Below are 26,168 nucleotides of genomic sequence, written 5' to 3'. Positions count from 1 at the left end.
ATGCCAGAAAAGCCCAAAAAGAGTAGGGCCCTCCCGTCAGTACGGCGTAAATCCGGCGTTTGTCAGGAGATTTACCTGCACTGAACCGATTCAGTGACGAGTATCTGACGGTGCATCGACACCCGCTCCGGCGAACAACTGTGCAACGTCTGCCCCATCGAACAGGTAGCGCTCGTTGCAGAACTGACAATCGATTTCAATGGCGCCGCCATGCTCGATGACCAGTTGTTGCGCATCTTCCAGACCCAGACTGACCAGCGCATTGCCGGATCGTTCACGAGAGCAACTGCATTGGAAGCGCAGCGGCAACTCGTCGAACAGGCGCACGGCTTCTTCATGATAGAGACGATGCAAGACCGTTTCGTTGTCCAGGCTCAGCAATTCGTCGGCGCTCAAGGTGCTGGCCAGAGCCGTGACGTGCTGCCAGCTGGCCTCGCGCTCTTCCGAGTCGCGGATGCGGTCGACGGGCAATTGTTGCAGCAGCAGGCCACGGGCGCGCCGCCCGTCGGCATAGAGCCAGAACCTAGTATTGGTCTGCTGGGACATGACGAAGTAATTGGTGAAGCATTCAGCCAGGGATGCGCCGTCGAGATCGACAATGCCCTGGTAGCGCTTGCCATGGATCGGGTCGACCGTCAGGGCCAGCACACCGTCGGGCATCAGGTCGGTCAGGGTCGCGCCAGGGGCGATCTGATCGGCGTGATAACGGGCCAGGCCTCGAATTTCGCGCTCGCTGGAGCATTCGATCATCAGCATCGGCACCGGGCCTTCGGAGCGGGCCTGGAGAATCAGCAAGCCATCGAATTTCAACGTGCCGATCAACAGCGACGCCGCCGCCATCAACTCACCGAGCAGTTGCGCGACCGGCTCCGGATAGGGGTGCTTGGCAAGGACTTCGGCATAGCTACGCTCCAACGCCACCAGCTCGCCACGGGCGTCGATGTCATCAAAGATGAAACGTTGAGTGCAGTCGTTATCCGGTAAATCAGTCATAGGAATGGGTATCTGAGGTGATGACAAAGGATGCCGGACATTTTATGGGCATTCGAGGGTGGTTCCAAGCAAGGGAGGGAATGAGACTGGGAACAGCCACACCGTTCGTTGCATCCAACATCTATCTGTGGCGAGGGGATTTATCCCCGCTGGGCTGCGTAGCGCCCCCCAAAAAAACAGGGCCGCTGGGCGCCCCTGCGGGGATAAATCCCCTCGCCACAGATAGATCCCCAGACAATGCGCATTGCTCTGGAAGCACTTTTATTCGCTGTTGCTGCCGCGAAACTTGAACAGGTCCCGACGCTGTTTCTTGCTCGGCTTGCCGTCGGTACTGACGCCCAGGGCGCCGGCCTTGCGCTGGGCAGCGGCGGCTTCGCGCCTGGCGATACTGGCTTCGGTTTCGCGATACAGGGTTTGCGCTTCAGGCGCCCCACGCCGCACGATCGACAACGCCTCGACCACTACAGTCTTCTCGTCGAACCCGGCGCGAATGACATACTCGTCCCCGACACGTGGCTCTTTGCCCGGCTTGCAACGTTCGCCCCGATGGTGGACCTTGCCACTTTCGATGGCGGCCTTGGCGAGCGCGCGTGTTTTATAGAATCGCGCCGCCCACAACCATTTATCGAGACGGACCTTGTCGTCCTCTTCCTGTTTTTGTGCCACTGCAATTCCTCTTTCTGCCAATAACCAGAACTGTACTACCGTTTTTGTCGGGCGCACGAATCCACGCCGACAGATAGAATGCCCACCGAACCGGCCTCACCGGCAAATCCTGGCCTGAAGTCGAGTGCACGAATTAGCCGCACAGGCCACTGGATAACTGTCGCCATTTTGTGATTATTCTGTGCAAATGCCGCGACTTGCAGGCTCCCTGATCCGAAGTACCGATCACAGGTTGTTTTTATTGAAGACTTTTGACCATTTGACCGTTGTCGGTCTGCGCGAGTGGGTGGCGCTCCCGGATCTGGGAGTTGCGGGCCTACGGGCAAAAATAGACACCGGTGCCAGTACCTCCAGCCTGCACGCCACCGACATCGAACCATTCGAGCGTGACGGTGAGAAGTGGGTACGCTTCACCGCGCACCTGGGCACGGTGGTACAACTGCGTCATCGCCGCTGCGAAGCCCCGCTGGTGGCGCGCAAGACGATCAAAAGCTCCAACGGCCATGCCCAGGTCCGCTACGTGATCAGCACCACGCTGGCGCTCGGGGATCGGATCTGGCGGGTCGAGTTCACCCTGGCTTGCCGCAAGTCCATGCGCTATCGCCTGTTGTTGGGCTCCAAAGCCTTGATCGACGGCCAGTTGGTGGTCAATCCAGGCATCAAATACGTTCAAGACAAGCCGGCATTCCCGGTGTCCACTACCTCTGCCACAGGTGTTGCATGAAGATCGCTGTGCTGTCGCGTAATCCGCGTCTGTATTCCACTCGTCGCCTGGTTGAAGCCGGGACTGAGCGTGGCCATGAAATGGTGGTGATCGACACCCTGCGCGCCTATATGAACATCGCCAGCCACAAGCCGCAGATCCACTACCGGGGCCAGCCGCTGGAAGGGTTCGATGCGGTGATCCCGCGCATCGGGGCATCCGTGACCTTCTATGGCTGCGCCGTGCTGCGCCAGTTCGAAATGATGGGGGTGTTTCCCCTCAACGAATCCGTGGCGATTGCCCGCGCCCGGGACAAGCTGCGTTCGCTGCAGCTGCTGTCGCGGCGCGGCATCGGCCTGCCGGTCACCGGTTTTGCCCATTCACCCGACGATATTCCCGACCTGATCGCAATGGTCAATGGCGCACCGCTGGTCATCAAGGTGCTGGAAGGCACCCAGGGGATCGGCGTGGTCCTGTGCGAAACCGCGACGGCGGCAGAATCGGTGATCGAGGCATTCATGGGCCTCAAGCAGAACATCATGGTCCAGGAATACATCAAGGAAGCGGGCGGCGCGGACATCCGCTGCTTCGTGGTCGGCGACAAGGTCATCGCGTCGATGAAGCGTCAGGCCCGGCCTGGTGAGTTTCGCTCCAACCTGCATCGCGGTGGCAGCGCCAGCCTGATCAAGATCACCCCCGAAGAACGCATGACCGCCCTGCGCGCCGCAAAAGTCATGGGCCTGGCCGTGGCGGGCGTCGACATCCTGCGCTCCAATCACGGCCCTTTGGTGATGGAGGTCAATTCCTCGCCTGGCCTGGAAGGCATCGAGACCACCACGAGCAAGAACGTGGCGGGGATCATCATCGAGCACTTGGAAAAGAATGGCGGGCCGAACATGACTCGGACCAAGGGCAAGGGTTAACGCAGCCCCTTGTAGGAGCGAGCCTTTGTGGGAGCTGAGCTTGCTCGCGATAAACGATAACGCGGTTTTCAGGTAAACCGCGGCGCCTTCATCGCGAGCAAGCTCACTCCCACAGGGCTCGCTTGCGCAAGTTTGCTATACCGCATCCCTGGGCAACATCAACCCCAATGGCAACCGCACCCGCGCTTCGAGCCCGCCACCAACGCGGTTGCGCAGTTCGACGTTACCCCCGTGCATCGAGGCAATGCGCTTGACGATCGCCAGGCCCAACCCCGTGCCCTTTCCGCCTCGGGCACGGTCGCCGCGGGTGAAGGGATTGAAAATGGCTTCCAGCTCCGACGGATCGATGCCGGCGCCACGGTCCATGACGCTCAGCACCACATAAGGCGCGTTGGTGTCGCCAGAGACATAGGCCGCGACCTCGACGCCGGCGCCGGCATGGTTCAGGGCATTGCCGATCAGGTTGTTCAGCAACCGCTTCATCGACACCCGGCGCAACGGGAACGGCTGGATCGGCTCCAGCTGCAGGTGCACTTTTTCGTCTCCCTGGTTATAGGGGGCGACCACTTCCCGCACCAACTCGCTGAGGTCCACTTCCTCCACCGACTCATCCCGTCCATCGCGAATGAATGCCAGGAACTGGTCGAGAATCGCATCCATGTCTTCGATGTCACGGACCATTTCACGGGTCAGGTCGGTGCGCTCCCCCATCAGTTCCAGGGACAGCCGCAACCGGGTCAACGGTGTGCGCAGGTCGTGGGAGACACCGGCGAGCATCAGTTCACGCTCGCGGCCGGCCTGCTCGACGTCTTCGGCCATCTGGTTGAAGGCCCGGTACACCTCGGTCATTTCACTGGGCGTGTCACTGATGGGCAGTCGCACGCTGCGCCCCTGGCCCAACTGTCGTGCCGCGTAGACCAGGCGTTTCAACGGTTGGTTGAGCTGGCTGACGAAGATCCACGCCGACGCAGTCGATAGCAGACCGATAGCCAGGAACCAGCCAAGTACGTTCCAGATTTTCTGGCCACGCAGGGGGTGCGGGTACAACGGCACCTTCAGCCAGCCGTCCCCCAGGCTTGGGGCACGCACCCACAACGCCGGGGGCGAATGCATACGCAGGCGCACCTCGGTATCGGCGCCCAGTTCGGCCTGCATCTGCCGCTGATAGATCTCGCTGTAGGGCCAGTGCTGTTCGCCTTCGGGCACACCGGCACCGACCACCCGGATCAGCGTCGCCGCCTCGGCGATCTTCGCACGATTGGTTTCATCGGCCGCCCAATAGGCCCGCAGGGTCAAGGCGACGCCGTGACTGTACTGGCGGTCCACCAGGACGTCTTCATTCATCAGCAGGTAGACCAACGTCAGCGCCTTGGAAAAGAGCACGACGATCAGCACCAGCCAGAGGGTGCGGGAGAAGAAACTCTGGGGGAACCAAACGGGGGTTTTCATGGATAACCGCTACACACTTGCAGGAGCGAGCGATGCTCGCATACTGACGGACGCGAGTCGCCTGGAGGAAGATTTCAACCCGCCAGGCCACTCGCTCCTACAAATCGCCGATCACTTGCTGGCGGCGCCGTCCGGCACGAACACATAGCCCACGCCCCAGACAGTCTGGATATAGCGCGGCTTGGAAGGATCGGGCTCGATCATCCGGCGCAGGCGCGAAATCTGTACGTCGATGGAGCGCTCCAGCGCATCCCACTCGCGACCACGGGCCAGGTTCATCAGTTTGTCTCGGGTCAGCGGTTGACGGGCGTTCATCACCAGGGCCTTGAGCACGGCGAACTCGCCGGTGGTCAGCATGTGAATTTCATCGCCACGCTTGAGCTCACGGGTGGCCAGGGACAGCTCGTAGTCGCCGAAGGTCACGCTTTCGTCTTCGCTGCCCGGGGCACCCGGCACCGGGGCCGACTGACGACGCAGGACCGCCTTGACCCGGGCCATGAGCTCGTCGGGGTTGAACGGCTTGGCCAGGTAATCGTCAGCGCCCAGTTCCAGGCCCTTGATACGGCTCAGCTCGTCGCCCTTGGCAGTGAGCATGATGATCGGGATCTGGTTGTTGGCGCCGCGCAGGCGGCGGCAGGCCGTCAAGCCGTCTTCGCCAGGCAGCATAAGGTCGAGAACCACCAGGTTGAAGACTTCACGGGCCAGCAGCCGATCCATCTGTTCGGTATTGGGTACGGTGCGGGCCCGGTAGCCCTTGCTGACGAAAAAACGCTCCAGCAGGCTGCTCAGCCCTGGGTCATCGTCAACGATAAGAATTTTTTCGCCTTCAGCAGTTTGTGCAGTGCTGCTCATAGGAAGCTCCTTTGATCTCGGCGCGCATTATGGCCTAGCTGCCGTTATACGCACCGTGTGCATTGTTAGCAGATTTTTCCTCCATCTCCACAAATACGGGTATCGGACCTACAGGTCATGACACCCCCGAAGGGCGGAACGCTGGTTATAATGCGCGGCCTTTTGTGCCTGGGGATGTCGAATCGTTACCTCGACGGGACTTTTCCCCTCTGGCCAGGCAGCACTTTTTGAATTTCGCGGGTCAACAGGCAGCCTCTTTTGACCCAGGCAGCGGCCCACGCCAGGTCGCTCAACCAGTCTCGCCGAGCCCTGTTCCTGCGCCGGCGGGCCTGATTTCATAATTTGTCAGGTGGTTTTATGGACAGCATCAACAGCCGCATCGCCGAAGAACTCGGCGTACGCCCACAACAGGTCGAAGCGGCCGTCGCGCTACTCGATGAAGGCTCCACGGTGCCTTTTATCGCCCGTTACCGGAAAGAAGTGACCGGCAGCCTCGATGACACCCAATTGCGTCATCTGGAGGAGCGCCTGCGCTACCTGCGTGAACTCGACGAACGGCGTATCAGCATCCTGGCCAGCATCCAGGAGCAGGGCAAGTTGACTCCCGCGCTCGAGCGCGACATCAAGCTGGCGGACACCAAGACCCGCCTCGAAGACTTGTACCTGCCCTACAAACAGAAGCGCCGCACCAAGGGTCAGATCGCCCTGGAAGCCGGTCTTGGCGAACTGGCCGACGGGCTGTTCAACGACCCGACCCTGGCGCCCGAAGCCGAAGCCGCGCGTTTCGTCGATGCCGAAAAGGGCGTGGCGGACGTGAAAGCGGCGCTGGAAGGCGCCAAGTACATCCTCATGGAGCGCTTCGCCGAAGACGCCAATCTGCTGGAAAAGCTGCGCAACTTCCTGAAACAGGAAGCCATCCTCAGTGCCCGCGTGATTGCCGGCAAGGAAGAGGAAGGGGCGAAGTTCCGTGACTACTTCGAACATGACGAGCCGCTCAAGAGCGTGCCGTCCCACCGCGCCCTGGCGATTTTCCGTGGCCGCAACGAAGGCATCCTCAGCTCCGCGCTGAAAGTCGGCGATGAATTGCCCGGCACCATGCACCCCTGTGAAGGCATGATCGGCCAGCAGTTCGGCATCCAGAACCAGAACCGCGCCGCCGACAAATGGTTGGCAGAGGTGGTGCGCTGGACCTGGAAGGTCAAGCTCTACACCCACCTGGAAACCGACCTGTTGGGCGAATTGCGGGACAACGCCGAAACCGAGGCAATCAACGTCTTCGCCCACAACCTGCACGACCTGCTGCTGGCAGCACCGGCCGGCCCCCGCGCCACCTTGGGCCTGGACCCGGGCCTGCGTACCGGCTGCAAGGTGGCAGTGGTGGATTCCACCGGCAAGCTGCTGGACCACACGACGGTCTATCCTCACGTCCCGCACAACAAGTGGGACCAGACCCTCGCCGTGCTCGCGGCCCTGTGCGCCAAGCACTCGGTGGACCTGATCGCCATCGGCAACGGCACCGCCAGCCGTGAAACGGACAAGCTGGCCGCCGAGCTGATCAAGAAATACCCGGCCATGAAGATGACCAAAGTCATGGTGTCCGAGGCTGGCGCTTCTGTTTATTCGGCGTCGGAACTGGCGTCCAGGGAGTTCCCGGACCTGGACGTGTCGATCCGTGGCGCGGTATCGATTGCCCGCCGCTTGCAGGATCCGCTGGCGGAGCTGGTGAAGATCGACCCGAAATCCATCGGTGTCGGCCAGTACCAGCACGACGTGTCCCAGTTGAAGCTGGCCCGCGGCCTGGACGCCGTGGTGGAAGACTGCGTAAACGCCGTGGGCGTGGACGTGAATACCGCTTCGGTGGCGCTGCTGGCGCGGATCTCGGGCCTCAACGCTACGCTGGCGCAGAACATCGTCACCCACCGCGATGAGCACGGCGCCTTCAAGACCCGCGCCGCGTTGAAGAAAGTCCCGCGCCTGGGGGAAAAAACCTTCGAACAGGCCGCCGGCTTCCTGCGCGTCATGAACGGCGACAACCCGCTGGATTCGTCGGCCGTCCACCCTGAAGCCTACCCGCTGGTGCAACGCATCGCCGCCCAGACCGATCGCGACATCCGCTCACTGATCGGCGACGCTTCGTTCCTCAAGCGCCTGGATCCGAAGAAATTCACCGACGAAACCTTCGGCCTGCCCACCGTCACCGACATCCTGCAGGAGCTGGAGAAACCGGGCCGTGACCCGCGTCCCGAGTTCAAGACCGCGGAATTCCAGGAAGGCGTCGAAGACCTCAAGGACCTGCAACCCGGCATGATTCTCGAGGGCGTGGTGACCAACGTCACCAATTTCGGGGCGTTCGTCGACATCGGCGTGCATCAGGACGGTCTGGTGCACATTTCGGCCTTGTCGGAGAAATTCATCAAGGACCCGCGCGAAGCCGTGAAGGCCGGTGATGTGGTGAAAGTGAAGGTCATGGAGGTCGACATTCCGCGCAAGCGCGTCGGCCTGTCGATGCGCATGAGCGACACGCCCGGCGAGAAAGTCGACGGAGCCCGCGGCCCTCGTCCAGGCTCCGCGCTGCGTCAGTCGCAGAACACCGCGCCGCGCAAGGAGACCGCCACGGCGGCTCCGGCCAACAATGCCATGGCCTCGCTGTTCGCCAACGCCAAGCAGTTGAAGAAACGCTGATGGACACGCCGGCCGGGTTGGTGGAAAGCGCCTTCTTCAAGCTGCTCGGCTGTCGCCTGCACAGCCTGGGGGACGGGGTGGCGCAAGTTGCCCTGGCCCTGGAGCCGCCGTTGCGCAATCGCGGCGGCAAGCTGCACGGCGGCGCACTGTTCAGCCTGGTGGACATCGCCATGGGCCTGGCTTGTTCCAGTGTCCATGGCTTTGATCAGCAGAGCGCAACCATCGAGTGCAAGATCAACTACATCCGCGCCGTGTCCGACGGCGAGGTGCTGTGCACGGCCCGGGTCATCCACCCGGGGCGGCGCACACTGGTGGTCGAGGCCGAGGTGACCCAAGGCGACAAGCTGGTCGCAAAAGCACAAGGCACCTTCGCTGTCCTATAGCTCCCTGTCATCGATTTGAGTTAATTTCGGCGCAACAGAAACAGTGTCGCAACTCCTTGTGGGAGCGAGCCTGCTCGCGATAACGGTGTGTCAGTCGCTTAAACGCAGCTGATTCACCGCAATCGCGAGCAGGCTCGCTCCCACAGGAGACTGCGGTGATCCGTTCTTGGCCGTACAAAACCAGGCGATAACGCCAGTTTCAACTTCACCCTTGTAGAGCGCCTTGCCCACCCCCATATTGGGGCGACTGACGCGTGAAGGAATTCAACTTGAGCGACCTCTTAAACCGCCGCCTGGCCCTGCTCGGCGAGCGCGCCAACCTCTCCCTGCTCGAGCAGTGCCTGCACGGTATCGAACGTGAATGCCTGCGTGTCACGGACAGTGGGCGCCTGGCGTTGACCCCGCATCCCGAAGCCCTGGGCTCGGCGCTGACCAACGAGCAGATCACCACCGACTACTCCGAGTCGCTGCTGGAATTCATCACCCCCGCCCTGGCGGACCCGGCCGATACCCTGAGCAGCCTCGACAGGATCCACCGGTTTGTCTACAGCAAACTCGGCGATGAATACCTGTGGAGTCCGTCGATGCCGTGTCCGCTGCCGGCGGAAGAAGAGATCCCGATCGCGTATTACGGCACCTCGAACATCGGTCGACTCAAGTACGTCTATCGCCAGGGCCTGGCCCTGCGCTACGGCAAGACCATGCAATGCATCGCCGGGATCCACTACAACTTCTCCCTGCCGGAAAAACTCTGGCCGCTGCTTCGGCAGGCCGAGGCGGCCGACACCACCGACCGTGATTTCCAGTCGCAGGCCTACATCGCGCTGATCCGTAATTTCCGTCGCTACAGCTGGCTGCTGATGTACCTGTTCGGTGCCTCGCCGGCCCTGGACGCCGGTTTCCTGCGTGGTCGCCCACACCAGTTGGAACAACTGGACCCGGACACCCTGTACCTGCCCTATGCCACCAGCCTGCGCATGAGCGACCTGGGCTACCAGAGCAACGCCCAGGCCGGCCTGACGCCGTGCTACAACGACCTGGCCAGCTACACCGACAGCCTGCGTAAAGCGGTGGCGACACCTTATGCGCCGTATGTCGAAGTCGGCACCCATCGGAACGGTGAGTGGGTACAGCTCAACACCAACATCCTGCAGATCGAAAACGAGTACTACTCCAACATCCGCCCTAAACGCGTGACCTATACCGGCGAACGTCCGATCCAGGCCTTGATGGCCCGGGGCATCCAGTACGTGGAAGTACGCTGCCTGGACATCAACCCGTTCCTGCCATTGGGCATCGACATCACTGAATCGCGTTTCCTCGATGCGTTCCTGTTGTATTGCGGTCTCAGCGAAAGCCCGTTGTTCGAAAGCGGCGAATGCAGCAATGCCACGAACAACTTCCTGACCGTGGTCAAGGAAGGCCGCAAGCCGGGCCTGCAATTGCAACGCCAGGGCCAATCGGTGGACATGCAGGCGTGGGCCATCGAGCTGCTGGAACAGATCGCACCGCTGGCGGCGTTGCTCGACCAGAGCCAGGGTAGCGATGCCCACCGCCAGGCCCTGGACGCACAACTGGCGAAGGTGCGGGATCCGTCCCTGACCCCATCCTCGCAGGTATTGGCGGCCATGGCGGAACATCAGGAAAGCTTCGCCCAGTTCTCCCTGCGCCAGAGCAAAGCCCACGCCGAGTTCTTCCGTGCCGAACCGTTGCCTGCCCAGGAGCAGGCCGCGTTCGAAACAGCCGCTCGCGAGTCCCTGGCCCAGCAAGCCGAGCTGGAACAGAACGAAGTGGGAGATTTCGATGTGTTCGTGGGGTCGTATCAGGCGAGCATCCTGGCGATCAGTAACTGAGCCCTGGGGCGAGGGAGCTTGCTCCTTCGCCCCACAAGCCGCACAACCGTCCCTCCGCGATAGACTTTTTCGCTGATAAGCTCATGCGAAAAAGTTATTTATTTTTGAATTCTTAGATCATTTAGTCTCCTCCAACGCCGAACATCCGGCGGTCTGTCGAGGAGCTTTTCCCATGACTTTGAGTTTTCCCCTTCGCCTTCTCGCAGCCGCTTCCCTGGCCGCTTCGAGTCTGTTTGCCCAAGCCGCCGACCTGACCGTCGCCTACCAGACCACCGTCGACCCGGCCAAAGTCGCCCAGGCCGACGGCGCCTATGAAAAAGCCACCCAGGCCAGCATCGACTGGCGCAAATTCGATAATGGCGCCGACGTCATCACCGCCATCGCCTCGGGCGACGTGCAGATCGGCTACCTCGGTTCCAGCCCGCTGACCGCCGCCATCACTCGCAAGGTCCCGGTGGAAACCTTCCTCATCGCCACCCAGATCGGCGCCGCCGAGGCCCTGGTAGTTCGCGACGGTTCCGGGATCAAGACCCCGCAGGACCTGATCGGCAAGAAGATCGCCGTACCGTTCGTTTCCACCGGCCACTACAGCCTGCTCGCCGCATTGAAGCACTGGGACATCGACCCGTCGAAGGTCACCGTACTCAACCTCGCGCCACCGGCCATCATCGCCGCCTGGAAGCGTGGCGACATCGATGCCACCTATGTCTGGGACCCGGCCCTGGGCGTGGCCAAGGAGAACGGCAAGGTGCTGATCACCTCGGCGGAGCTGGCCAAATTCGGCGCGCCAACTTTCGATGCCTGGATCGTGCGCAAGGACTTCGCCCAGAAACACCCTGAAATCGTCACCGCCTTCGCCAAAGTCACCTTGGACGCCTACGCCCAATACCGCAAGGATCCGCAAGCCTGGCTGGCGAACACGGCCAACATCGACAAGCTGGTGAAACTCTCCGGCGCCAAGGCCAGCGACATCCCGCTGTTGCTGCAAGGCAACGTGTATCCACTGGCGGCGGACCAGGTCGTGAGCCTCGGCGCGCCGACCACCCAGGCCATCACCAACACCGCCGCGTTTCTCAAGGAGCAGGGCAAGGTGGAAGCGGTTCTGCCCGACTACGCCCCCTACGTGAGCGCCAAATACATCACTCACTGATCGCCAGGAAAAAGGGAGTCACTGCAATGGCCTTGCTACAGCTGGAGCGCATCGGCGCACAGTACCCCGGGGCGTCGGAAGCCGTGTTGACGGACATTTCTATGACCCTGGGGCCGCAGCAACTGCTGGTTGCCCTGGGGCCGTCCGGCAGCGGCAAGACCTCGCTGCTGAACCTGATCGCCGGATTCGTCCAGCCCAGCGCCGGACAGATCACCCTGGACGGCGCGCCGGTCCTGGGGCCCGGCGCCGAACGTGGCGTGGTGTTCCAGGACGACGCGCTGCTGCCTTGGCAGGATGTGCTGGCAAACGTCGGCTTCGGCCTGGAGCTGGCCGGGGTCGCCAGGGAACCGCGCGAAGCCCGCGCCCGGGAAATGCTCGCCTTGGTGGGCCTGGCCGGTTTCGAGCAACGCCGCGTCTGGCAGCTCTCCGGTGGCCAGAAGCAACGCGTCGGCCTGGCCCGGGCGCTGGCGGCCGACCCACGCGTGCTGCTGATGGACGAACCCTTCGGCGCCCTGGATGCCTTCACCCGTGAACAGATGCAGGAGCTGTTGCTGCAGGTCTGGCAACGCACTGCCAAACCGGTGTTCCTGATTACCCATGACATCGAAGAGGCCGTGTTCCTCGCCACCGAACTGATCCTGCTGGCGCCCAACCCGGGGCGGATTGTCGAACGGCTGCGCCTGGACTTCAGCCAGCGCTACCGGGCCGGGGAGTCAGCGCGGTCGATCAAGTCCGACCCTCGCTTCATCGACATCCGTGAACATGTGCTTGCCAAAGTGTTCGCCCAACGCAGCGCCACCCGGCGCGAGGAGCCAAGATGAGCAGCTATGAAATCCCGGCAGTGGTCGGCGAACCCACAGTCAAGGACCCAGCCCATCGCCCCCGGCATCCCTTGAGTACGCGATGGATCAGCGGCCTGACCCTGATCACGCTGCTGGTCCTGTGGTGGGCGGTGACGGCAAGCGGGCTGGTCGAACCATTATTCCTGCCCTCTCCTTCCGCCGTGCTGCAAAAAGGCTGGCTGCTGGCGACCAGTGGCTACATGGACGCCACGCTCTGGCAGCACCTGGGCGCGAGCCTCGGACGGATCGGCCTGGGCCTGTTGCTGGCCGTGCTGACGGCGGTGCCGGTGGGCATTGCCATCGGTTCCAGCCGTATCGCCCGGGGCGTGTTCGATCCGTTGATCGAGTTCTATCGGCCGATCCCGCCGCTGGCCTACCTGCCGCTGATCGTGATCTGGTGCGGCATCGGCGAATTGTCGAAAGTGCTGCTGATCTACCTGGCGATTTTCGCCCCGATTGCCATCGCCACCGCCACCGGTGTGCGCACGGTCGACCCGGCCAAGGTACGGGCCGCGCAATCCCTGGGAGCGACGCCGGCACAGTTGATTCGCCACGTGATCCTGCCCAGCGCCCTGCCCGATATCCTCACCGGCATTCGCATCGGCCTGGGTGTGGGCTGGTCGACACTGGTGGCCGCCGAACTGATCGCCGCCACCAGCGGCCTGGGGTTCATGGTGCAGTCAGCGGCGCAGTTTCTGGTCACCGATGTGGTGGTGCTGGGGATCCTGGTCATTGCACTCATCGCCTTCGCCATGGAAATGAGCTTGCGTGCTGTGCAACGCAAACTGGTGCCGTGGCATGGCCAGGCCCATTGAGACCGAATGACCACGCCGACCATTCGGCGTCCAATCCAGGAAAACAACGATGAACCACCCAACCGTCACCCCGTTGAGTATCGCCCTTGGCGCGCAGATCAGCGGGATCGATATCAGTCAGCCGCTGGGGATGGAGCAGCGGGATTTCATTGAGCAGGCATTGCTCGAACACCAGGTGCTGTTCTTTCGGGACCAGCCTATCGACCCGGTCCAGCAGGCACGTTTCGCCGCCTGTTTTGGCGACCTGCATATTCACCCCATCTACCCCAATGTGCCTGGGCAGCCCGAAGTGCTGGTGCTCGACACAGCCGTCACCGATGTTCGCGACAACGCCATCTGGCACACCGACGTGACCTTCCTGCCAACCCCGGCCATGGGTGCGGTGCTCAGCGCCAAGCTGCTGCCGGCGTTCGGTGGCGATACGTTATGGGCCAGCGGCATTGCCGCTTACGAAGCCTTGTCGGCGCCTTTGAAAAGCCTGCTTCAAGGCCTGACGGCCACCCACGATTTCACTCGCTCCTTTCCCCTGGAGCGCTTTGGTCATACCGCCGCGGACCAGGCTCGTTGGGAGGAAACTCGGCGGAAAAATCCACCGCTGTCCCATCCGGTGGTTCGCACCCATCCGGTGAGCGGTCGCCGGTCGCTGTTCGTCAACGAAGGCTTTACCACCCGCATCAATGAACTGTCCGAAACCGAAAGCGAAGCCATCCTGAAACTGCTGTTCGCCCATGCCACCCGCCCGGAGTTCACCCTTCGCTGGCGCTGGCAGGTCAATGATGTGGCGTTCTGGGACAACCGCGTGACCCAGCATTTCGCCGTGGACGACTACCGGCCTGCCCGACGCGTGATGCACCGGGCGACAGTGCTGGGGGATGTGCCGTTTTTCAAGTGAACAGAAGATTGGGTCACCTTTGGGGCGATGGGATTACTCCGCCGACGAAGGCTTCTCCCAGAGATTGATACCGCCCTCCTGGGCAAATCGATCGATCTCCGCCAGTTCCTCGGCACTGAATTCCAGGTTCTTCAGCGCTCCGACGTTCTCGACGATCTGCTCCGGGCGGCTGGCGCCGATCAGGGCAGACGTGACCCGAGGATCGCGCAGGGTCCAGGCCAGGGCCATTTGTGCCAGGCTTTGGCCGCGTCGCTGGGCAATCTCGTTGAGGGCACGCACATGGGCGATGTTTTCCTCCGACAGGTGCGAAGCCTGCAACGAACCGCCACCCGGACGATTGACCCGTGCATCGGACGGAATGCCCTTGAGGTACTTGTCCGTGAGCAGGCCCTGGGCCAACGGGGTAAAGGCGATCACGCCGGTACCCAATTCGTCGGTGGCGTCCAACAGGTCTTTTTCCACCCAGCGGTTGAGCAGGTTGTAGGCCGGCTGGTGGATCAGTAACGGGATTTTCCACTCCTTGAGCAACGCCGCCATTTCCCGGGTTTTTACTCCGGAATAGGAAGAAATACCGACGTACAACGCCTTGCCTTGTTGCACCGCCGTCGCCAGGGCACTGGCGGTTTCTTCCAGTGGGGTGTCCGGATCGAAGCGGTGGGAATAAAAGATATCCACATAGTCGAGCCCCAGGCGTTGCAGGCTCTGATCGAGGCTGGCCAGCACGTACTTGCGCGACCCGCCGCCCTGGCCATACGGTCCGGGCCACATGTCCCAACCGGCCTTGCTGGAGATGATCAACTCGTCGCGGTAGTGCTTGAAATCTTCACGCAACAACCGACCAAAATTGATCTCGGCGCTGCCGTAGGGCGGGCCGTAGTTGTTCGCCAGGTCGAAGTGGTTGATGCCCAGGTCAAACGCCGTGCGCAACAAGGCACGCTGGGTGTCGATCGGCGTGCTGTCGCCGAAGTTGTGCCACAACCCCAGCGACAACGCCGGCAACACCAACCCGCTGCGACCAACGCGGCGATAGGGAATGGACTCGTAGCGATTTTCAGCAGCGATGTAGGTCATCGAAGGCTCTCTGTTCGGGGACGATGTGGATGGCAGAAGCTAACATTTCACAGACGCATCGTTCAGCTCGAAAGTTCGCGTAGTCGCCCGGAAAGAGCATCGCAGCGAGATCAAATGTGGGAGCGAGCCTGCTCACGATAGCGGCGGAACAGGCAATGATACGTCGGCAGAAAAGGCCTCATCGCGAGCAGGCTCGCTCCCACAGACGGCGCAGCGATCACAAGCTCGAAATAAGCGCTAACGTGCCTCGGCAAACACCTCCGCCACCCAATCCACAAACACCCGCACCCGCGGCGAAAGGTGACGGTTGTGCGGGTAGAGCACCGATATCGGCATGGGCGGCGGCGGGGTGGCCGTGAGGATTTCCTGGACCAGGCCCTGTTGGATCTGCGTTTCCATCCGATAGTGCGGGCATTGGATCAGGCCCAGGCCGGCGATGGCCGAGGCGGCGTATATTTCGGCACCGAACACCGAGAGCGCCCCCTCGATAGCCACTTCCTTGAGTTCGCCCTCGACCATGAACTGAAACGGATATTGTTTGGCGGTGGTGCGTGAAACGTAGTTCACCGCCCGGTGCCGGCTCAGGTCGTCGAGGTTCTTCGGTTCGCCGTACTGGCGCAAATAGGCTGGGCTGGCGCAGGTGATCTGGCGCAGGGTGGCGACACGCCGGCCAATCAATGATGAATCCCCCAGCGTGCCGGCCCGCAGCACGCAATCGATCCCTTCGCTGATCAGGTCGACGAAACGATCGGCCTCGCTGATGGACAACTCGATATCCGGGTAGCGGGCCATGAATTGTGGTAGCGCCGGGATCACGAAATGCCGGGCCAGGGTCCCGTGCAAGTCCACCCGCAGCCGCCCCTTGGGTGCCACGCTACGAAACGCCAGTTCGGCCTCTTCGAGCTCCGCCAGCAGTTGAACGCAGCGTGGGTAATACGCCTCGCCGTCCAGTGTCGGCCGCACCTTGCGGGTGCTGCGCTCCAGCAGACGCACCCCCAGCCAGGTTTCGAACTGATTGAGGGTATGAGTCAGCGTGGCACGGGGCAGGTTCAGGTCATCGGCGGCCAGGGTAAAACTGCTGCGCTCGTAGATGCGCACGAACACCTTCATCGCCTTGACCTGATCCATGGATTGCCTCGCCCTTATTGTTGGTGATTATTGAACAGTCAAGGCAACTCTCATGTATTTATCGGGGTAAGTAAACATGTGAATCTGGATTCACTCCACCCAACGAAGGAAACAGCCATGTCGACTCAAACCGCCAAAGTAGCCATTGTCACCGGAGCCTCTCGCGGCATCGGTGCTGAAATCGCCAAGCAATTGGCCCACGACGGCTTCGCTGTCGCCATCAACTACGCCAGCAGTGCTACCGAAGCCTCGAAGCTGGTGGTGCAGTTGCGCCAGGCTGGCCACCGGGCCATAGCGATCAAGGCCGACGTGTCTTCTGCCGCCGACGTTCGCCGGATGTTCGATGAGACAGAGGCGCAGTTGGGCAAGGTCGATGTGCTGATCAATAACGCAGGGATCCTGCAGGTGATGCCCCTGGCGCAACACAGTGACGAATTGTTCGACCAGACCTTCGCGATCAACACCCGTGGCACGTTCAATACCTTGCGCGAAGCCGCGACCCGCCTGAACGATGGCGGCCGCATCGTGAACTTCTCCAGTAGCACCGTTGGCCTGAACCTGCCCGGTTATTCGGTGTACATCGCCAGCAAGGCGGCGGTGGAATCGCTGACCCAGGTATTCGCCAAGGAACTACGCGGCCGCCAGATCACGGTCAATGCCATCGCTCCCGGCCCGGTGGCGACCGAACTGTTCATGCACGGCAAGAGCGAAGAACAGATCCAGCAGCACGCCAAGATGCCGCCCCTGGAGCGCCTCGGCCAGCCGGAAGACATTGCCAGCATCGTTTCCTTCCTGGTGAGCCCGGCCGCCGGGTGGGTGAATGGTCAGGTCCTGCGGGCCAACGGCGGGCTTGTCTGAGACACCAGCCGATCAGCGCACCAAGTGCAGGAACTGCATGTGCCGCTCGTACTGGTCGAGGACGTCGTTGATGATCTGTTCCTTGGTATAGCCCATCAGGTCGTAGTCCTGACTGCCTTCGCTCAAATGAACCTCGGCGCGGTAGTAACGACGGTTGTTGATCTGCTTGGAGCCCATGCCGCCCCGGGCGAAGGATGGCGTGAAGTAGCCGCGCATCTGCACCTGGTAGATGAACGGGTGCTGCTCGCCATGGCCGATTTCCAGGCTGACGCTGTCGTTGGCCGGGTCGGGCTGGGTCATCACCGCCAGCCCCTTCTCGGCGAACACTGCTTTCACTTCCTCGATGGCCGGACGCACCGTGGTGTCGAGGAAGCGATAGACCTCGTCCCGGGACGGGAAATGCACCGCCTGGCTCAAGCGCTGGCGCCAGCCGCCCTTGCCTCGACGCGAACCCGACACCGGCGCCAGGGAATGCAATTGCGCGATCTGCTTCTGGGACTCAAGGTGAAACGCTTTATGCAGGCCCCACATCATCAACAACAGGATCAGCGAGAACGGCAGTGAAGTCAGCACCACCGCCGATTTCAGCGCATCGATGCTGCCGGAGAACAGCAGCGCACTGGTCACCAGGGCGGTCATCGCCCCCCAGAACACCCGCAGCCATTTCGGCCCGTCTTCATCAGCATTGCCGCCCTTGGCCGAGAGCGTTGACAGCACCACGGTGCCGGAGTCGGCCGAGGTGACAAAGAACACGAAGCTGATGAACACCGTGACCGCGATGACCGTCTTGCTCCACGGGTAGGTTTCCAGCAGCAGGTAAAGACTCATCGACGGATTGTCCAGGGCTGACATGCCCAGGGCGCTCATGCCGTGGTTGAGTACCTGGTCGATGGCACTGTTGCCGAAGATCGACATCCACGCGAGGGTGAAACCCAAGGGGATCAGCAACACGCCAAACACGAATTCACGGATGGTGCGACCACGGGAAATCCGCGCGATGAACAGCCCCACGAATGGCGACCAGGCGATCCACCAGGCCCAATAGAACACCGTCCAGCCCCCCAGCCAGTCGCTGGGTTTGTTGTAGGCATAGAGATCGAAACTCTTCATCGGCAAGGCGCCGAGGTAATCGCCCACATTCTGGATCAGGGTGTTGAGCAAATGCTGGGTCGGCCCGGAAAACAGCACGAACAGCAGCAGCGCACAGGCCAGCAGCATGTTGATGTCGGACATGACCCGCACGCCCTTATCGACGCCGGCCACCGCCACGATGATCGCCGCCCCCATCATCAGCACGATCAGGCCGACCTGAATCCACTGGGTATGCGGGATGCCCAGCAGGTAATCGAGACCGGAATTGAGGTGCAGGACCCCAAACCCCATGTCGGCGCCGAGGCCGAACACGGTCGCGATGATGCCGAAGCCATCGACGGCATAGCCGATGGGACCATTGATGCGTTTGCCGATCAGCGGATACAGCGCCGAACGCAGCGCCAGCGGCAGGTTGTGCCGATAGGCAAAGTACGCCAAGGCCATGCCGACGAACGCAAACACGCCCCAGCCGTGCAGGCCCCAATGCAGAAACAGTATCTGCATGGCTTGGCGCGCCGCATCGGCAGTGCCGGCCTCGCCTTGGGGCGGCTGCGCCAGATGGGTCAGCGGCTCGGAGACGCAAAAGAAGAACAGCGTGATGCTGATCCCGGCGGCGAACAACATACCGGCCCAGGACAGGTAACTGAATTCGGGCTCGTCGTGGTCGGCACCGAGCTTGATCTTGCCGTAGCCGGACAAGGCGGTGACCACCACGAAGACCAGATACAGGGCCATCGCCAGCAGGTAATACCAGCCGACTGTGTTGGCCGCCCAGTTCTGCGCCGCCAGCAACCAGGCGCCGGCTTGCTCGGGCAGGGCAATCACCACCAGGCCGAACAACAGGATAAAAGTCGCCGCGAAGTAGAATACCGGCGGGTTCATGCGGACCAGGCCGCTGGATGGAAGGGACGAGGCACTCATGAGCGAAGCACCCCGATGTGGGAAACCGTGACAGTCGATAACGGACTCGGCAAAGGCAAGCCTCCTGTTGTGAGCGGGCAGCAAACCAATGGTTTAACTTGAATGAACGTTCAATTTAAACATGAATAGGCAGCTAAGGACTAATCGTCGGGCTCGGCGGTACGTGCTTCACACTAGCCCAAGGAAAGGTATGACGTTGCTCAGCGCGCTTTTGTTTCATTCGCGGTAACCACCTACGCTTCCTGTGGGAGCAAGACTGGCCCTAGTGTCAGTCAGTTGAGTCACAAACCTGTGGGAGCAAGACTGGCTCTAGTGTCAGTCAGTTGAGTCACAAACCTGTGGGAGCAAAGCTTGCTCGCGATTGCGGTAAGCCAGTCAGCAAAGATGTTGACCGGTCTATCGCTATCGCGAGCAAGCTTTGCTCCCACAGCCAACAGTTCATATTGCGAACAAGACCAGAGAGCCCCCAGATACGATTGACGGTTGCCCGAGAATATCGGCGTGCCTATAGTCCAGACATTGCCTACAACCAGTACGGACTCATGATCAAACAACAGCTGTCCCGCTTTAACCGTCTCGAATTGCTCGGCCATCCGACACCGCTGGAAAAACTCGAACGCCTCTCCACCTGGCTCGGCCGCGATCTTTACATCAAGCGCGACGACCTGACGCCCCTGGCCCTGGGTGGCAACAAGCTGCGCAAGCTCGAATACCTCGCCGCCGACGCCTTGGCCCAGGGAGCCGACACCCTGATTACCGCCGGCGCGATCCAGTCCAACCATGTGCGCCAGACTGCCGCACTGGCCGCCAGGCTGGGCCTGGGTTGCGTGGCGCTGCTGGAAAACCCCATCGGCACCGAAGACGCCAATTACCTGGGCAATGGCAACCGATTGCTGTTGGAGCTGTTCGATGCCAAGGTCGAACTGGTGGAAAACCTGGATAACGCCGACGAGCAACTGCAAGCCCTGGCTGCCCGGCTGCGCAACAACGGCAAGAAGCCATATCTGGTGCCGATTGGTGGCTCAAACGCCCTGGGCGCTTTGGGGTACGTGCGCGCCGGCCTGGAGTTGGCCGAGCAGATCAAGGACACCGGCCTGGACTTCGCCGCCGTGGTGCTGGCCTCGGGCAGCGCCGGTACCCACAGCGGCCTGGCCCTGGCCTTGAGTGAAACCCTGCCGCAACTTCCAGTGATTGGCGTCACGGTATCGCGCAGCGAGGAAGACCAGTTCCCCAAGGTCCAAGGGCTTGCCGAGCGTGTCGCCCAGTTGCTTGAGGTAGCGCTTCCAGAGGCCTTCAAGGTGAACCTGTGGGACGAATATTTCGCTCCTCGCTACGGTGAGCCGAACGCCGGTACGCTGGCAGCGGTCAAGCTGCTGGCAAGCCTCGAAGGCCTGCTGCTGGATCCGGTCTACACCGGCAAGGCCATGGCCGGCCTGCTCGACGGCATTGGCCGCGACCGTTTCGACGAGGGTCCGATCATCTTCCTGCACACCGGCGGGGCACCGGCGCTGTTTGCCTACAACGCCGCGTTCTGAAAGAAGTGGGAGCAGCACCTTCCTGTGGGAGCGAGCCTGCTCGCGATTAGCGTTGGATTGGTCTCATAGGGCTGACTGACACACCACCATCGCGAGCAGGCTCGCTCCCACAGGAACAATTCCATTTGGGAATATTTGGATGATTTAATATTATTTTCCAATCTATTAAAGCCATCCTATAGTCGTGCCCGCTGGCCTATTTGCCACGCGACGCACATGCCGCTTTAAGGCAGGATGTGGCAGTCTTCCAGATCACGGCTACACCTTCTAATCCAATTTACGTCTTCATAAGAAAACACAGGGGCTTGTCATGAATTTTTCCGCATTACGTCGCAACCTGTTGATCGGTTCGCTGGGCCTGGCATTGAGCGCCGGCCTGCTGGGGCAAGCAGTTGCGGGTGAGCAGCTGCAAAAAATCAAGGATGCGGGCGTGATCAACGTCGGCCTGGAAGGCACCTATCCACCGTTCAGCTTCGTCGATGCCGACGGCAAACTGGCCGGTTTCGAAGTGGAGTTTTCCGAGGCCCTGGCCAAGGAACTGGGCGTGAAGGTGAAGCTGCAAGCCACTAAATGGGATGGCATCCTGGCTGCGCTGGAATCCCAGCGTCTGGACGCGGTGATCAACCAGGTCACCATTTCCGAAGAGCGCAAGAAAAAGTACGACTTCTCCGAGCCCTACACCGTCTCCGGCATCCAGGCGCTGGTACTGAAGAAGAACGAAGAAAAACTCAACATCAAGGCGGCCGCCGACCTGGCTGGCAAGAAAGTCGGTGTAGGCCTGGGCACCAACTACGAACAGTGGCTCAAGGACAACGTGCCCCAGGCGGACATCCGTACCTACGAGGATGATCCGACCAAGTACCAGGACCTGCGTATCGGCCGTATCGACGCCATTCTGGTCGACCGCCTGGCCGCCTTCGAACTGGCGAAAAAAGCCCCGGACACGGCCGTTGCTGGCGATGCCTTTTCCCGTCAGGAAGCCGGTGTAACCCTGCGTAAAGGCGAACCCGAGCTGCTGGCGGCGGTGAACAAGGCCATCGATAAGCTGCGCGCCGACGGCACCTTGAAGAAGCTGTCCGAGAAATACTTCAACGCTGACGTCACTCAATAATGGAAGCAAAGCTCCAACTCGTCCTCAGTTCCACGCCCTTTTTGCTTCAGGGCGTGTACTTCACGGTCATCCTGAGCCTGGGCGGAATGTTCTTCGGCTTCCTGCTTGGGTTTGGCCTGGCCTTGATGCGCTTGTCGCGCTTCAAACTGGTGAACTGGTTCGCCCGGGTCTACGTCTCGTTCTTCCGCGGCACGCCGTTGCTGGTCCAATTGTTCATGATGTATTACGGCCTGCCACAAGTGGGCATCGAACTGGACCCGATACCCGCTGCGCTGATCGGCCTCTCGTTGAACATGGCCGCCTACATCTGTGAAACCCTGCGGGCCGCCATCAGTTCCATCGAGCGCGGCCAGTGGGAGGCGGCTGCCAGCATCGGCATGACCCGCGTGCAGACTTTGCGTCGGGCTATCCTGCCGCAAGCCATGCGCACGGCCCTGCCGCCCTTGGGCAACAGCTTCACTTCACTGGTCAAGGACACCTCGCTGGCAGCCACCATCCAGGTGCCTGAACTGCTCCGCCAGGCGCAGTTGGTTTCCGCGCGGACCTTCGAAATTTTCGCCATGTACCTGTCCGCCGCGTTGATCTACTGGATTCTTGTCAGCGCCCTGGCACATGTGCAAAACCGTCTGGAAGCGCGGGTCAACCGGCATGAGCAGGAGTCTTGAAGCATGATCGTGGTTGAAAAGCTGACCAAACAATTCAAGGGTCAGACGGTGCTCAACGGTATCGATCTGCAGGTCGAGGAAGGCGAGGTCGTCGCAATCATCGGCCCCAGCGGCTCGGGCAAGACCACCTTCCTGCGCTGCCTGAACTTCCTCGAAGAACCCAGCAGCGGCCGGATCAAGGTCGGTGACATCGAAATCGATGGCAGCCGCCCGTTGAACCAGCAACAAGGCCTGGTGCGTCGTCTGCGCCAGCAGGTGGGCTTTGTGTTCCAGAACTTCAATCTGTTTCCCCATCGCACGGCTCTGGAAAATGTCATCGAGGGCCCGCTGGTGGTGAAGAAGACCCCACGTGCCGACGCTGAAACCCTGGGCCGCAAACTGTTGACCAAGGTGGGCCTGGCCGGCAAGGAGGACGCCTATCCACGTCGCCTGTCCGGCGGTCAGCAACAACGGGTGGCGATTGCCCGGGCGTTGGCGATGGAGCCGCAAGTGATCCTGTTCGACGAACCGACCTCGGCGCTGGACCCTGAACTGGTCGGAGAAGTCCTGGCGACCATTCGCGGCCTGGCCGAAGAGAAACGCACCATGGTCATCGTGACCCACGAAATGAGCTTTGCTCGTGACGTGGCGAACCGCGTGGTGTTTTTCGACAAGGGCGTGATCGTCGAACAAGGTGAAGCCAAGGCCATGTTCGCAGCGCCCAAGGAAGAACGCACCCGGCAGTTTCTCAGCAAGTTTCTCTCAGCCAGTCCCGGCGCACAGTAACTTATCGACGCAGGCTTACTTCCAGGGATGGAAGGAGCTGTCGACTTGAAGACAACCTCACCGCTTGAAACCCGTTAAGCATCTTCAATTATCTGACGTGCGGTATATACCTACCTCTCGCAACACTTCCCTTCGCGCTAAGCTCTCTGCCAGTTCATGCCCTACAAACCTTCCGCTCGGCTCTCAAACCGAGGTAAAAGGCGATTTGCGCTGTGTATTTTTAACATCAACACGTAGGACATTTCTGAAGAACTTAACAGTCCATTGTTAAGCAAGCGCCTCTATTGACACTGAAACTATCGACCCCGTATCTAGTTGACCAGCAGGCGACGCACATTATTTTAGTTGTACGCAGCGGAGAACCACAGAAACAGCATTCAAGACTGCGCAATAAAATAGTCGCGTATATCAACGCCTTTGCTCTTTCCGAAACGGACTTCGTTTGTCAGCATCAAGGAGAACACCATGACATGTACGTCAACTATCCCGGAACTTGCCGCCCCTGCCCTGGCCAATGCCTGCCGTAGCGGTATCAACATCACTGGTGCCGCCCGCCTGGAAGTGCTCGTCGCCCCTTATCCCGGCATGGACGCGGGCGATCTGATCGAACTGTTCTGGGACAACTGCTACGTCGGCTCACGTCTGCTGACCGAGGCGGACACGCAAGCCAGTGTCACGTTGCGAGTACCGGAGAGTTTCATCGTCAACGGGACTTCGCGCATCCATTATCGTGTGATGCGGGTCGGGCGCGGGCCGGCGCTGTCGGCAACGCATCGGGTACAGGTCAAGCTCGATTGCCCCGGCGGCCAGCCGTCAGCCCTGAGTGGCGATGAAAACCATGGGCTGGCACCGGTGCGTATTCCGGAGCCCATTCGTCGCCAGGGGGTGAACCCGAGCCAGATCAAACGCGGCGTCCCGCTGACCATCGAGCCCTACCTGAACATGGCCGTCGACGATGCGATCACCTTGCGCTGGGGCGATGTGCGTATGGACCTGCCTCGGATCAAATCCAGCGAAGTGGGCCAACCGGTCAATGTCTGGGTGCCACCGGAGATCATCCTGGAGGCGGGAGAAGACCTGCGCCTGGAAGTGACCTACTGCATCCTCGATCGAGTGGGCAACAACTCCCACTGGGCGCCGCCCCGAACACTGACGATCGGTTGTGCCAGGTCCTATTTGAAAACCCAACCGAAAGAGCCCCTCCAGGCCGCCGAACCGCGGCGTAAAAGGCCTTGATACAACAGGTTCCGGGTGAGGACATTTTTCTGTGGCGAGGGGAATTTTTCCCCGCTGGGCTGCGAAGCCGCCGCAAGACTTTAAGGGTTGCTTCGCAACCCAGCGGGGCGGTGCGACGTTTCGCTAAATCCCCTCGCCACAAAATCACCCGGCGAAAGATCTCTATCTATATTCCTAAACGTTAGTTCAAAAATAATTTACATCCGTTTAGGGTATATAAACCGGACCACCGGACATTCCTGATTTTCTTGAGATGTGAGGTGGGTATGGTACGCAACACAATCACCCGGGCGCAGAACGCCCAGGCACTGCCAACAGCCATGGAGCGGCTGTAATGTCTGGTCTGGCGCAAGCGAAGCTCCAGAGCGATCAGGACGTCGCCCCCCCGTTGTTGCCCGCCCAGGTGCTGCGCAACGATGCCGAGGCGATCCAGGCCGCACGAGAGTTGGCACAGGTTGCCCGCCAGCAGGCCGCACGACGGGATCAACAGCGCAAGCTGCCCTGGTCGGAAATCGAGCAGTTCACCCGCAGCGGGCTCGGCAGTATCGCAGTCCCACGGGAATATGGTGGGCCGCAAGTCTCGTTCGTGACCCTTGCCGAGGTCTTCTCGATCATTTCCGCCGCCGACCCGGCTCTCGGACAGATTCCGCAGAACCAGTTTGGCGTGCTCCAACTGATTCTTGGCACGGGCACCGAACGGCAGAAAGAAATCCTTCTGAACAGCGTGCTCGAAGGTTGGCGCATTGGCAACGCGGGGCCGGAACGCGGGACTCGCAACACCCTGGAGCTCAAGGCACGGATCAGCGCCGACAGCCATGGCTTTCTCATCAACGGCCAGAAGTTCTATTCCACCGGCGCACTGTTCGCCCACTGGGTTGCGGTCAAGGCGCTGGACGACGAGGGCCGGCAGGTGCTGGCCTTCGTGCGACGCGGCACACCGGGCCTGCGCATCGTCGACGACTGGTCGGGTTTTGGTCAGCGCACCACGGCCAGTGGCACCGTGCTGCTGAACAACGTGCGGGTCGACGCCGAACTGGTGCTGGACAACTGGCGCATCAACGAGACGCCAAACGTGCAAGGCGCTATCTCGCAATTGATCCAGGCCGCCATTGACGCAGGCATTGCCCGTGGCGCTATCGACGACGCCATTGCATTCGTCCGCGAACGTTCCCGGCCCTGGATCGATGCCAAGGTCGAGCGGGCCAGCGATGACCCGTACGTCATCGCCGATATCGGCAGACTGAAAATCGACCTGCACGCCACCGAAGCACTGTTGCGCAAGGCCGGCCAGGTGCTGGACCAGGTCAATGCCGCGCCAATTACCGCGCAATCCGCCGCCCGGGCTTCGATCGCCGTGGCCGAGGCCAAGGTGCTGAGCACCGAAATTGCCCTGCAAGCCAGCGAAAAACTGTTCGAGCTGGCCGGCAGCCGCGCGACCCTCGCCGAATTCAACCTCGACCGTCATTGGCGCAATGCACGCGTCCATACCCTGCACGACCCGGTGCGCTGGAAGTATCACGCAGTGGGCGCCTATTACTTGAACGGCACTTTGCCGGCCCGGCATTCCTGGATCTGACCACCCG

At 61.2% G+C, this 26,168-nt stretch carries 23 protein-coding genes; 16 read left to right on the top strand and 7 right to left on the bottom strand.

The annotated features are described in order from the left end of the window. Positions 1-90: 90 nt before the first annotated feature. Entirely contained in the window at positions 91-993 is a 903-nt protein-coding gene (gene hslO / locus ACODTO_RS10320; protein ID WP_489106380.1) for an Hsp33 family molecular chaperone HslO, read from the bottom strand. A 261-nt stretch (positions 994-1,254) separates the two neighbouring features. Next, entirely contained in the window at positions 1,255-1,659 is a 405-nt protein-coding gene (locus ACODTO_RS10315) for an RNA-binding S4 domain-containing protein (RefSeq protein ID WP_139646279.1), read from the bottom strand. Positions 1,660-1,900: 241 nt separating this feature from the next. Between ACODTO_RS10315 and rimB the strand changes: the two genes are divergently transcribed. Together rimB and rimK are read left to right on the top strand one after the other, a co-directional pair. Then, positions 1,901-2,383: a retropepsin-like aspartic endopeptidase RimB gene (gene rimB / locus ACODTO_RS10310; RefSeq protein WP_041024672.1), complete on the top strand. Its 483-nt coding sequence runs from the start codon at positions 1,901-1,903 to the stop codon at positions 2,381-2,383. Then, the gene (rimK, locus tag ACODTO_RS10305; RefSeq protein ID WP_139646277.1) at positions 2,380-3,285 is read left to right on the top strand and encodes a 30S ribosomal protein S6--L-glutamate ligase; all 906 of its coding nucleotides are present in this window, start codon (positions 2,380-2,382) and stop codon (positions 3,283-3,285) included. The genes rimB and rimK overlap by 4 nt, the downstream gene beginning before the upstream one ends. A gap of 135 nt (positions 3,286-3,420) precedes the next feature. On the opposite strand, the gene ACODTO_RS10300 is transcribed toward rimK, so the two are convergent. Continuing rightward, entirely contained in the window at positions 3,421-4,734 is a 1,314-nt protein-coding gene (locus tag ACODTO_RS10300) for an ATP-binding protein (RefSeq protein ID WP_139646275.1), read from the bottom strand. 111 nt (positions 4,735-4,845) lie between these two features. Beyond that, entirely contained in the window at positions 4,846-5,586 is a 741-nt protein-coding gene (ompR, locus tag ACODTO_RS10295; protein ID WP_025211284.1) for an osmolarity response regulator transcription factor OmpR, read from the bottom strand. 357 nt (positions 5,587-5,943) lie between these two features. Between ompR and ACODTO_RS10290 the strand changes: the two genes are divergently transcribed. The 7 genes from ACODTO_RS10290 (at position 5,944) to tauD (ending at position 14,203) form a co-directional block, all read left to right on the top strand. Then, entirely contained in the window at positions 5,944-8,268 is a 2,325-nt protein-coding gene (locus ACODTO_RS10290; RefSeq protein WP_489106379.1) for a Tex family protein, read from the top strand. Then, positions 8,268-8,651, top strand: a complete 384-nt coding sequence (locus ACODTO_RS10285; protein ID WP_139646272.1) for a PaaI family thioesterase — start codon at positions 8,268-8,270, stop codon at positions 8,649-8,651. Before ACODTO_RS10290 ends, ACODTO_RS10285 begins: the two co-directional genes overlap by 1 nt. Before the next feature lie 269 nt (positions 8,652-8,920). Continuing rightward, positions 8,921-10,504 (top strand): glutamate--cysteine ligase, encoded by a 1,584-nt coding sequence (gene gshA / locus ACODTO_RS10280; RefSeq protein WP_489106378.1) that lies wholly within the window; start codon positions 8,921-8,923, stop codon positions 10,502-10,504. A 172-nt stretch (positions 10,505-10,676) separates the two neighbouring features. Further along, positions 10,677-11,654, top strand: a complete 978-nt coding sequence (gene tauA, locus ACODTO_RS10275; RefSeq protein ID WP_175361958.1) for a taurine ABC transporter substrate-binding protein — start codon at positions 10,677-10,679, stop codon at positions 11,652-11,654. Positions 11,655-11,680: 26 nt separating this feature from the next. Then, positions 11,681-12,475: a taurine ABC transporter ATP-binding subunit gene (gene tauB / locus ACODTO_RS10270; RefSeq protein WP_175361959.1), complete on the top strand. Its 795-nt coding sequence runs from the start codon at positions 11,681-11,683 to the stop codon at positions 12,473-12,475. Continuing rightward, on the top strand, positions 12,472-13,311 hold the full coding sequence (gene tauC, locus ACODTO_RS10265) for a taurine ABC transporter permease TauC (RefSeq protein WP_489106377.1): 840 nt from the start codon (positions 12,472-12,474) through the stop codon (positions 13,309-13,311). Before tauB ends, tauC begins: the two co-directional genes overlap by 4 nt. A gap of 49 nt (positions 13,312-13,360) precedes the next feature. Then, positions 13,361-14,203 carry a taurine dioxygenase gene (gene tauD, locus ACODTO_RS10260; RefSeq protein WP_139646261.1) on the top strand — a complete coding sequence of 281 codons (843 nt, stop codon included), beginning with the start codon at positions 13,361-13,363 and terminating at the stop codon, positions 14,201-14,203. A 33-nt stretch (positions 14,204-14,236) separates the two neighbouring features. Here tauD and mgrA read toward each other — a convergent pair whose 3' ends face one another. Together mgrA and ACODTO_RS10250 are read right to left on the bottom strand one after the other, a co-directional pair. Further along, entirely contained in the window at positions 14,237-15,274 is a 1,038-nt protein-coding gene (gene mgrA, locus ACODTO_RS10255; protein WP_489106376.1) for an L-glyceraldehyde 3-phosphate reductase, read from the bottom strand. A 237-nt stretch (positions 15,275-15,511) separates the two neighbouring features. After that, on the bottom strand, positions 15,512-16,402 hold the full coding sequence (locus tag ACODTO_RS10250) for a LysR family transcriptional regulator (RefSeq protein WP_139646257.1): 891 nt from the start codon (positions 16,400-16,402) through the stop codon (positions 15,512-15,514). Between the two features lie 117 nt (positions 16,403-16,519). On the opposite strand from ACODTO_RS10250, the gene ACODTO_RS10245 reads away from it, so the two are divergent. Continuing rightward, positions 16,520-17,260, top strand: a complete 741-nt coding sequence (locus ACODTO_RS10245; RefSeq protein ID WP_175361963.1) for an SDR family oxidoreductase — start codon at positions 16,520-16,522, stop codon at positions 17,258-17,260. Positions 17,261-17,272: 12 nt separating this feature from the next. Here the strand turns inward: ACODTO_RS10245 and betT are convergent, their stop codons facing one another. Next, positions 17,273-19,234: a choline transporter BetT gene (betT, locus tag ACODTO_RS10240; protein ID WP_489106398.1), complete on the bottom strand. Its 1,962-nt coding sequence runs from the start codon at positions 19,232-19,234 to the stop codon at positions 17,273-17,275. A gap of 581 nt (positions 19,235-19,815) precedes the next feature. Here betT and ACODTO_RS10235 point away from each other — a divergent pair. The 6 genes from ACODTO_RS10235 to ACODTO_RS10210 all read left to right on the top strand — a co-directional run bounded on the left by ACODTO_RS10235 (position 19,816) and on the right by ACODTO_RS10210 (position 26,161). After that, entirely contained in the window at positions 19,816-20,808 is a 993-nt protein-coding gene (locus ACODTO_RS10235) for a D-cysteine desulfhydrase (RefSeq protein ID WP_139646251.1), read from the top strand. Between the two features lie 310 nt (positions 20,809-21,118). Further along, positions 21,119-21,919 carry a cystine ABC transporter substrate-binding protein gene (tcyJ, locus tag ACODTO_RS10230; protein WP_139646249.1) on the top strand — a complete coding sequence of 267 codons (801 nt, stop codon included), beginning with the start codon at positions 21,119-21,121 and terminating at the stop codon, positions 21,917-21,919. Next, positions 21,919-22,584, top strand: coding sequence for a cystine ABC transporter permease (gene tcyL / locus ACODTO_RS10225; RefSeq protein ID WP_139646248.1), 666 nt, complete (start codon positions 21,919-21,921; stop codon positions 22,582-22,584). The genes tcyJ and tcyL overlap by 1 nt, the downstream gene beginning before the upstream one ends. A gap of 3 nt (positions 22,585-22,587) precedes the next feature. Then, on the top strand, positions 22,588-23,349 hold the full coding sequence (tcyN, locus tag ACODTO_RS10220) for an L-cystine ABC transporter ATP-binding protein TcyN (protein WP_489106375.1): 762 nt from the start codon (positions 22,588-22,590) through the stop codon (positions 23,347-23,349). Positions 23,350-23,814: 465 nt separating this feature from the next. Then, positions 23,815-24,585 carry a hypothetical protein gene (locus ACODTO_RS10215; RefSeq protein ID WP_489106374.1) on the top strand — a complete coding sequence of 257 codons (771 nt, stop codon included), beginning with the start codon at positions 23,815-23,817 and terminating at the stop codon, positions 24,583-24,585. A 334-nt stretch (positions 24,586-24,919) separates the two neighbouring features. Beyond that, a complete protein-coding gene (locus tag ACODTO_RS10210; RefSeq protein ID WP_464710130.1) occupies positions 24,920-26,161 on the top strand; it encodes an SfnB family sulfur acquisition oxidoreductase in 1,242 nt (413 codons plus the stop codon). The last annotated feature ends 7 nt before the right edge of the window (positions 26,162-26,168 follow it).

The sequence above is a fragment of the Pseudomonas sp. FG13 genome, assembly GCF_057809755.1.
The sequence above is the reverse complement of the archived record's forward strand: the minus strand, read 5'-3'. Positions and strand labels throughout refer to the sequence as shown.

What these genes read in the sequence shown, in the direction of transcription:
- hslO (WP_489106380.1), bottom strand. Translation starts at nt 993, where the DNA reads ATGACTGATTTACCGGATAACGACTGCACTCAACGTTTCATCTTTGAT.
- rimK (WP_139646277.1), top strand. Translation starts at nt 2,380, where the DNA reads ATGAAGATCGCTGTGCTGTCGCGTAATCCGCGTCTGTATTCCACTCGT.
- ACODTO_RS10300 (WP_139646275.1), bottom strand. Translation starts at nt 4,734, where the DNA reads ATGAAAACCCCCGTTTGGTTCCCCCAGAGTTTCTTCTCCCGCACCCTC.
- ompR (WP_025211284.1), bottom strand. Translation starts at nt 5,586, where the DNA reads ATGAGCAGCACTGCACAAACTGCTGAAGGCGAAAAAATTCTTATCGTT.
- ACODTO_RS10290 (WP_489106379.1), top strand. Translation starts at nt 5,944, where the DNA reads ATGGACAGCATCAACAGCCGCATCGCCGAAGAACTCGGCGTACGCCCA.
- ACODTO_RS10285 (WP_139646272.1), top strand. Translation starts at nt 8,268, where the DNA reads ATGGACACGCCGGCCGGGTTGGTGGAAAGCGCCTTCTTCAAGCTGCTC.
- tauA (WP_175361958.1), top strand. Translation starts at nt 10,677, where the DNA reads ATGACTTTGAGTTTTCCCCTTCGCCTTCTCGCAGCCGCTTCCCTGGCC.
- tauB (WP_175361959.1), top strand. Translation starts at nt 11,681, where the DNA reads ATGGCCTTGCTACAGCTGGAGCGCATCGGCGCACAGTACCCCGGGGCG.
- tauC (WP_489106377.1), top strand. Translation starts at nt 12,472, where the DNA reads ATGAGCAGCTATGAAATCCCGGCAGTGGTCGGCGAACCCACAGTCAAG.
- tauD (WP_139646261.1), top strand. Translation starts at nt 13,361, where the DNA reads ATGAACCACCCAACCGTCACCCCGTTGAGTATCGCCCTTGGCGCGCAG.
- mgrA (WP_489106376.1), bottom strand. Translation starts at nt 15,274, where the DNA reads ATGACCTACATCGCTGCTGAAAATCGCTACGAGTCCATTCCCTATCGC.
- ACODTO_RS10250 (WP_139646257.1), bottom strand. Translation starts at nt 16,402, where the DNA reads ATGGATCAGGTCAAGGCGATGAAGGTGTTCGTGCGCATCTACGAGCGC.
- ACODTO_RS10245 (WP_175361963.1), top strand. Translation starts at nt 16,520, where the DNA reads ATGTCGACTCAAACCGCCAAAGTAGCCATTGTCACCGGAGCCTCTCGC.
- betT (WP_489106398.1), bottom strand. Translation starts at nt 19,234, where the DNA reads ATGAACCCGCCGGTATTCTACTTCGCGGCGACTTTTATCCTGTTGTTC.
- ACODTO_RS10235 (WP_139646251.1), top strand. Translation starts at nt 19,816, where the DNA reads ATGATCAAACAACAGCTGTCCCGCTTTAACCGTCTCGAATTGCTCGGC.
- tcyJ (WP_139646249.1), top strand. Translation starts at nt 21,119, where the DNA reads ATGAATTTTTCCGCATTACGTCGCAACCTGTTGATCGGTTCGCTGGGC.
- tcyL (WP_139646248.1), top strand. Translation starts at nt 21,919, where the DNA reads ATGGAAGCAAAGCTCCAACTCGTCCTCAGTTCCACGCCCTTTTTGCTT.
- tcyN (WP_489106375.1), top strand. Translation starts at nt 22,588, where the DNA reads ATGATCGTGGTTGAAAAGCTGACCAAACAATTCAAGGGTCAGACGGTG.
- ACODTO_RS10215 (WP_489106374.1), top strand. Translation starts at nt 23,815, where the DNA reads ATGACATGTACGTCAACTATCCCGGAACTTGCCGCCCCTGCCCTGGCC.
- ACODTO_RS10210 (WP_464710130.1), top strand. Translation starts at nt 24,920, where the DNA reads ATGTCTGGTCTGGCGCAAGCGAAGCTCCAGAGCGATCAGGACGTCGCC.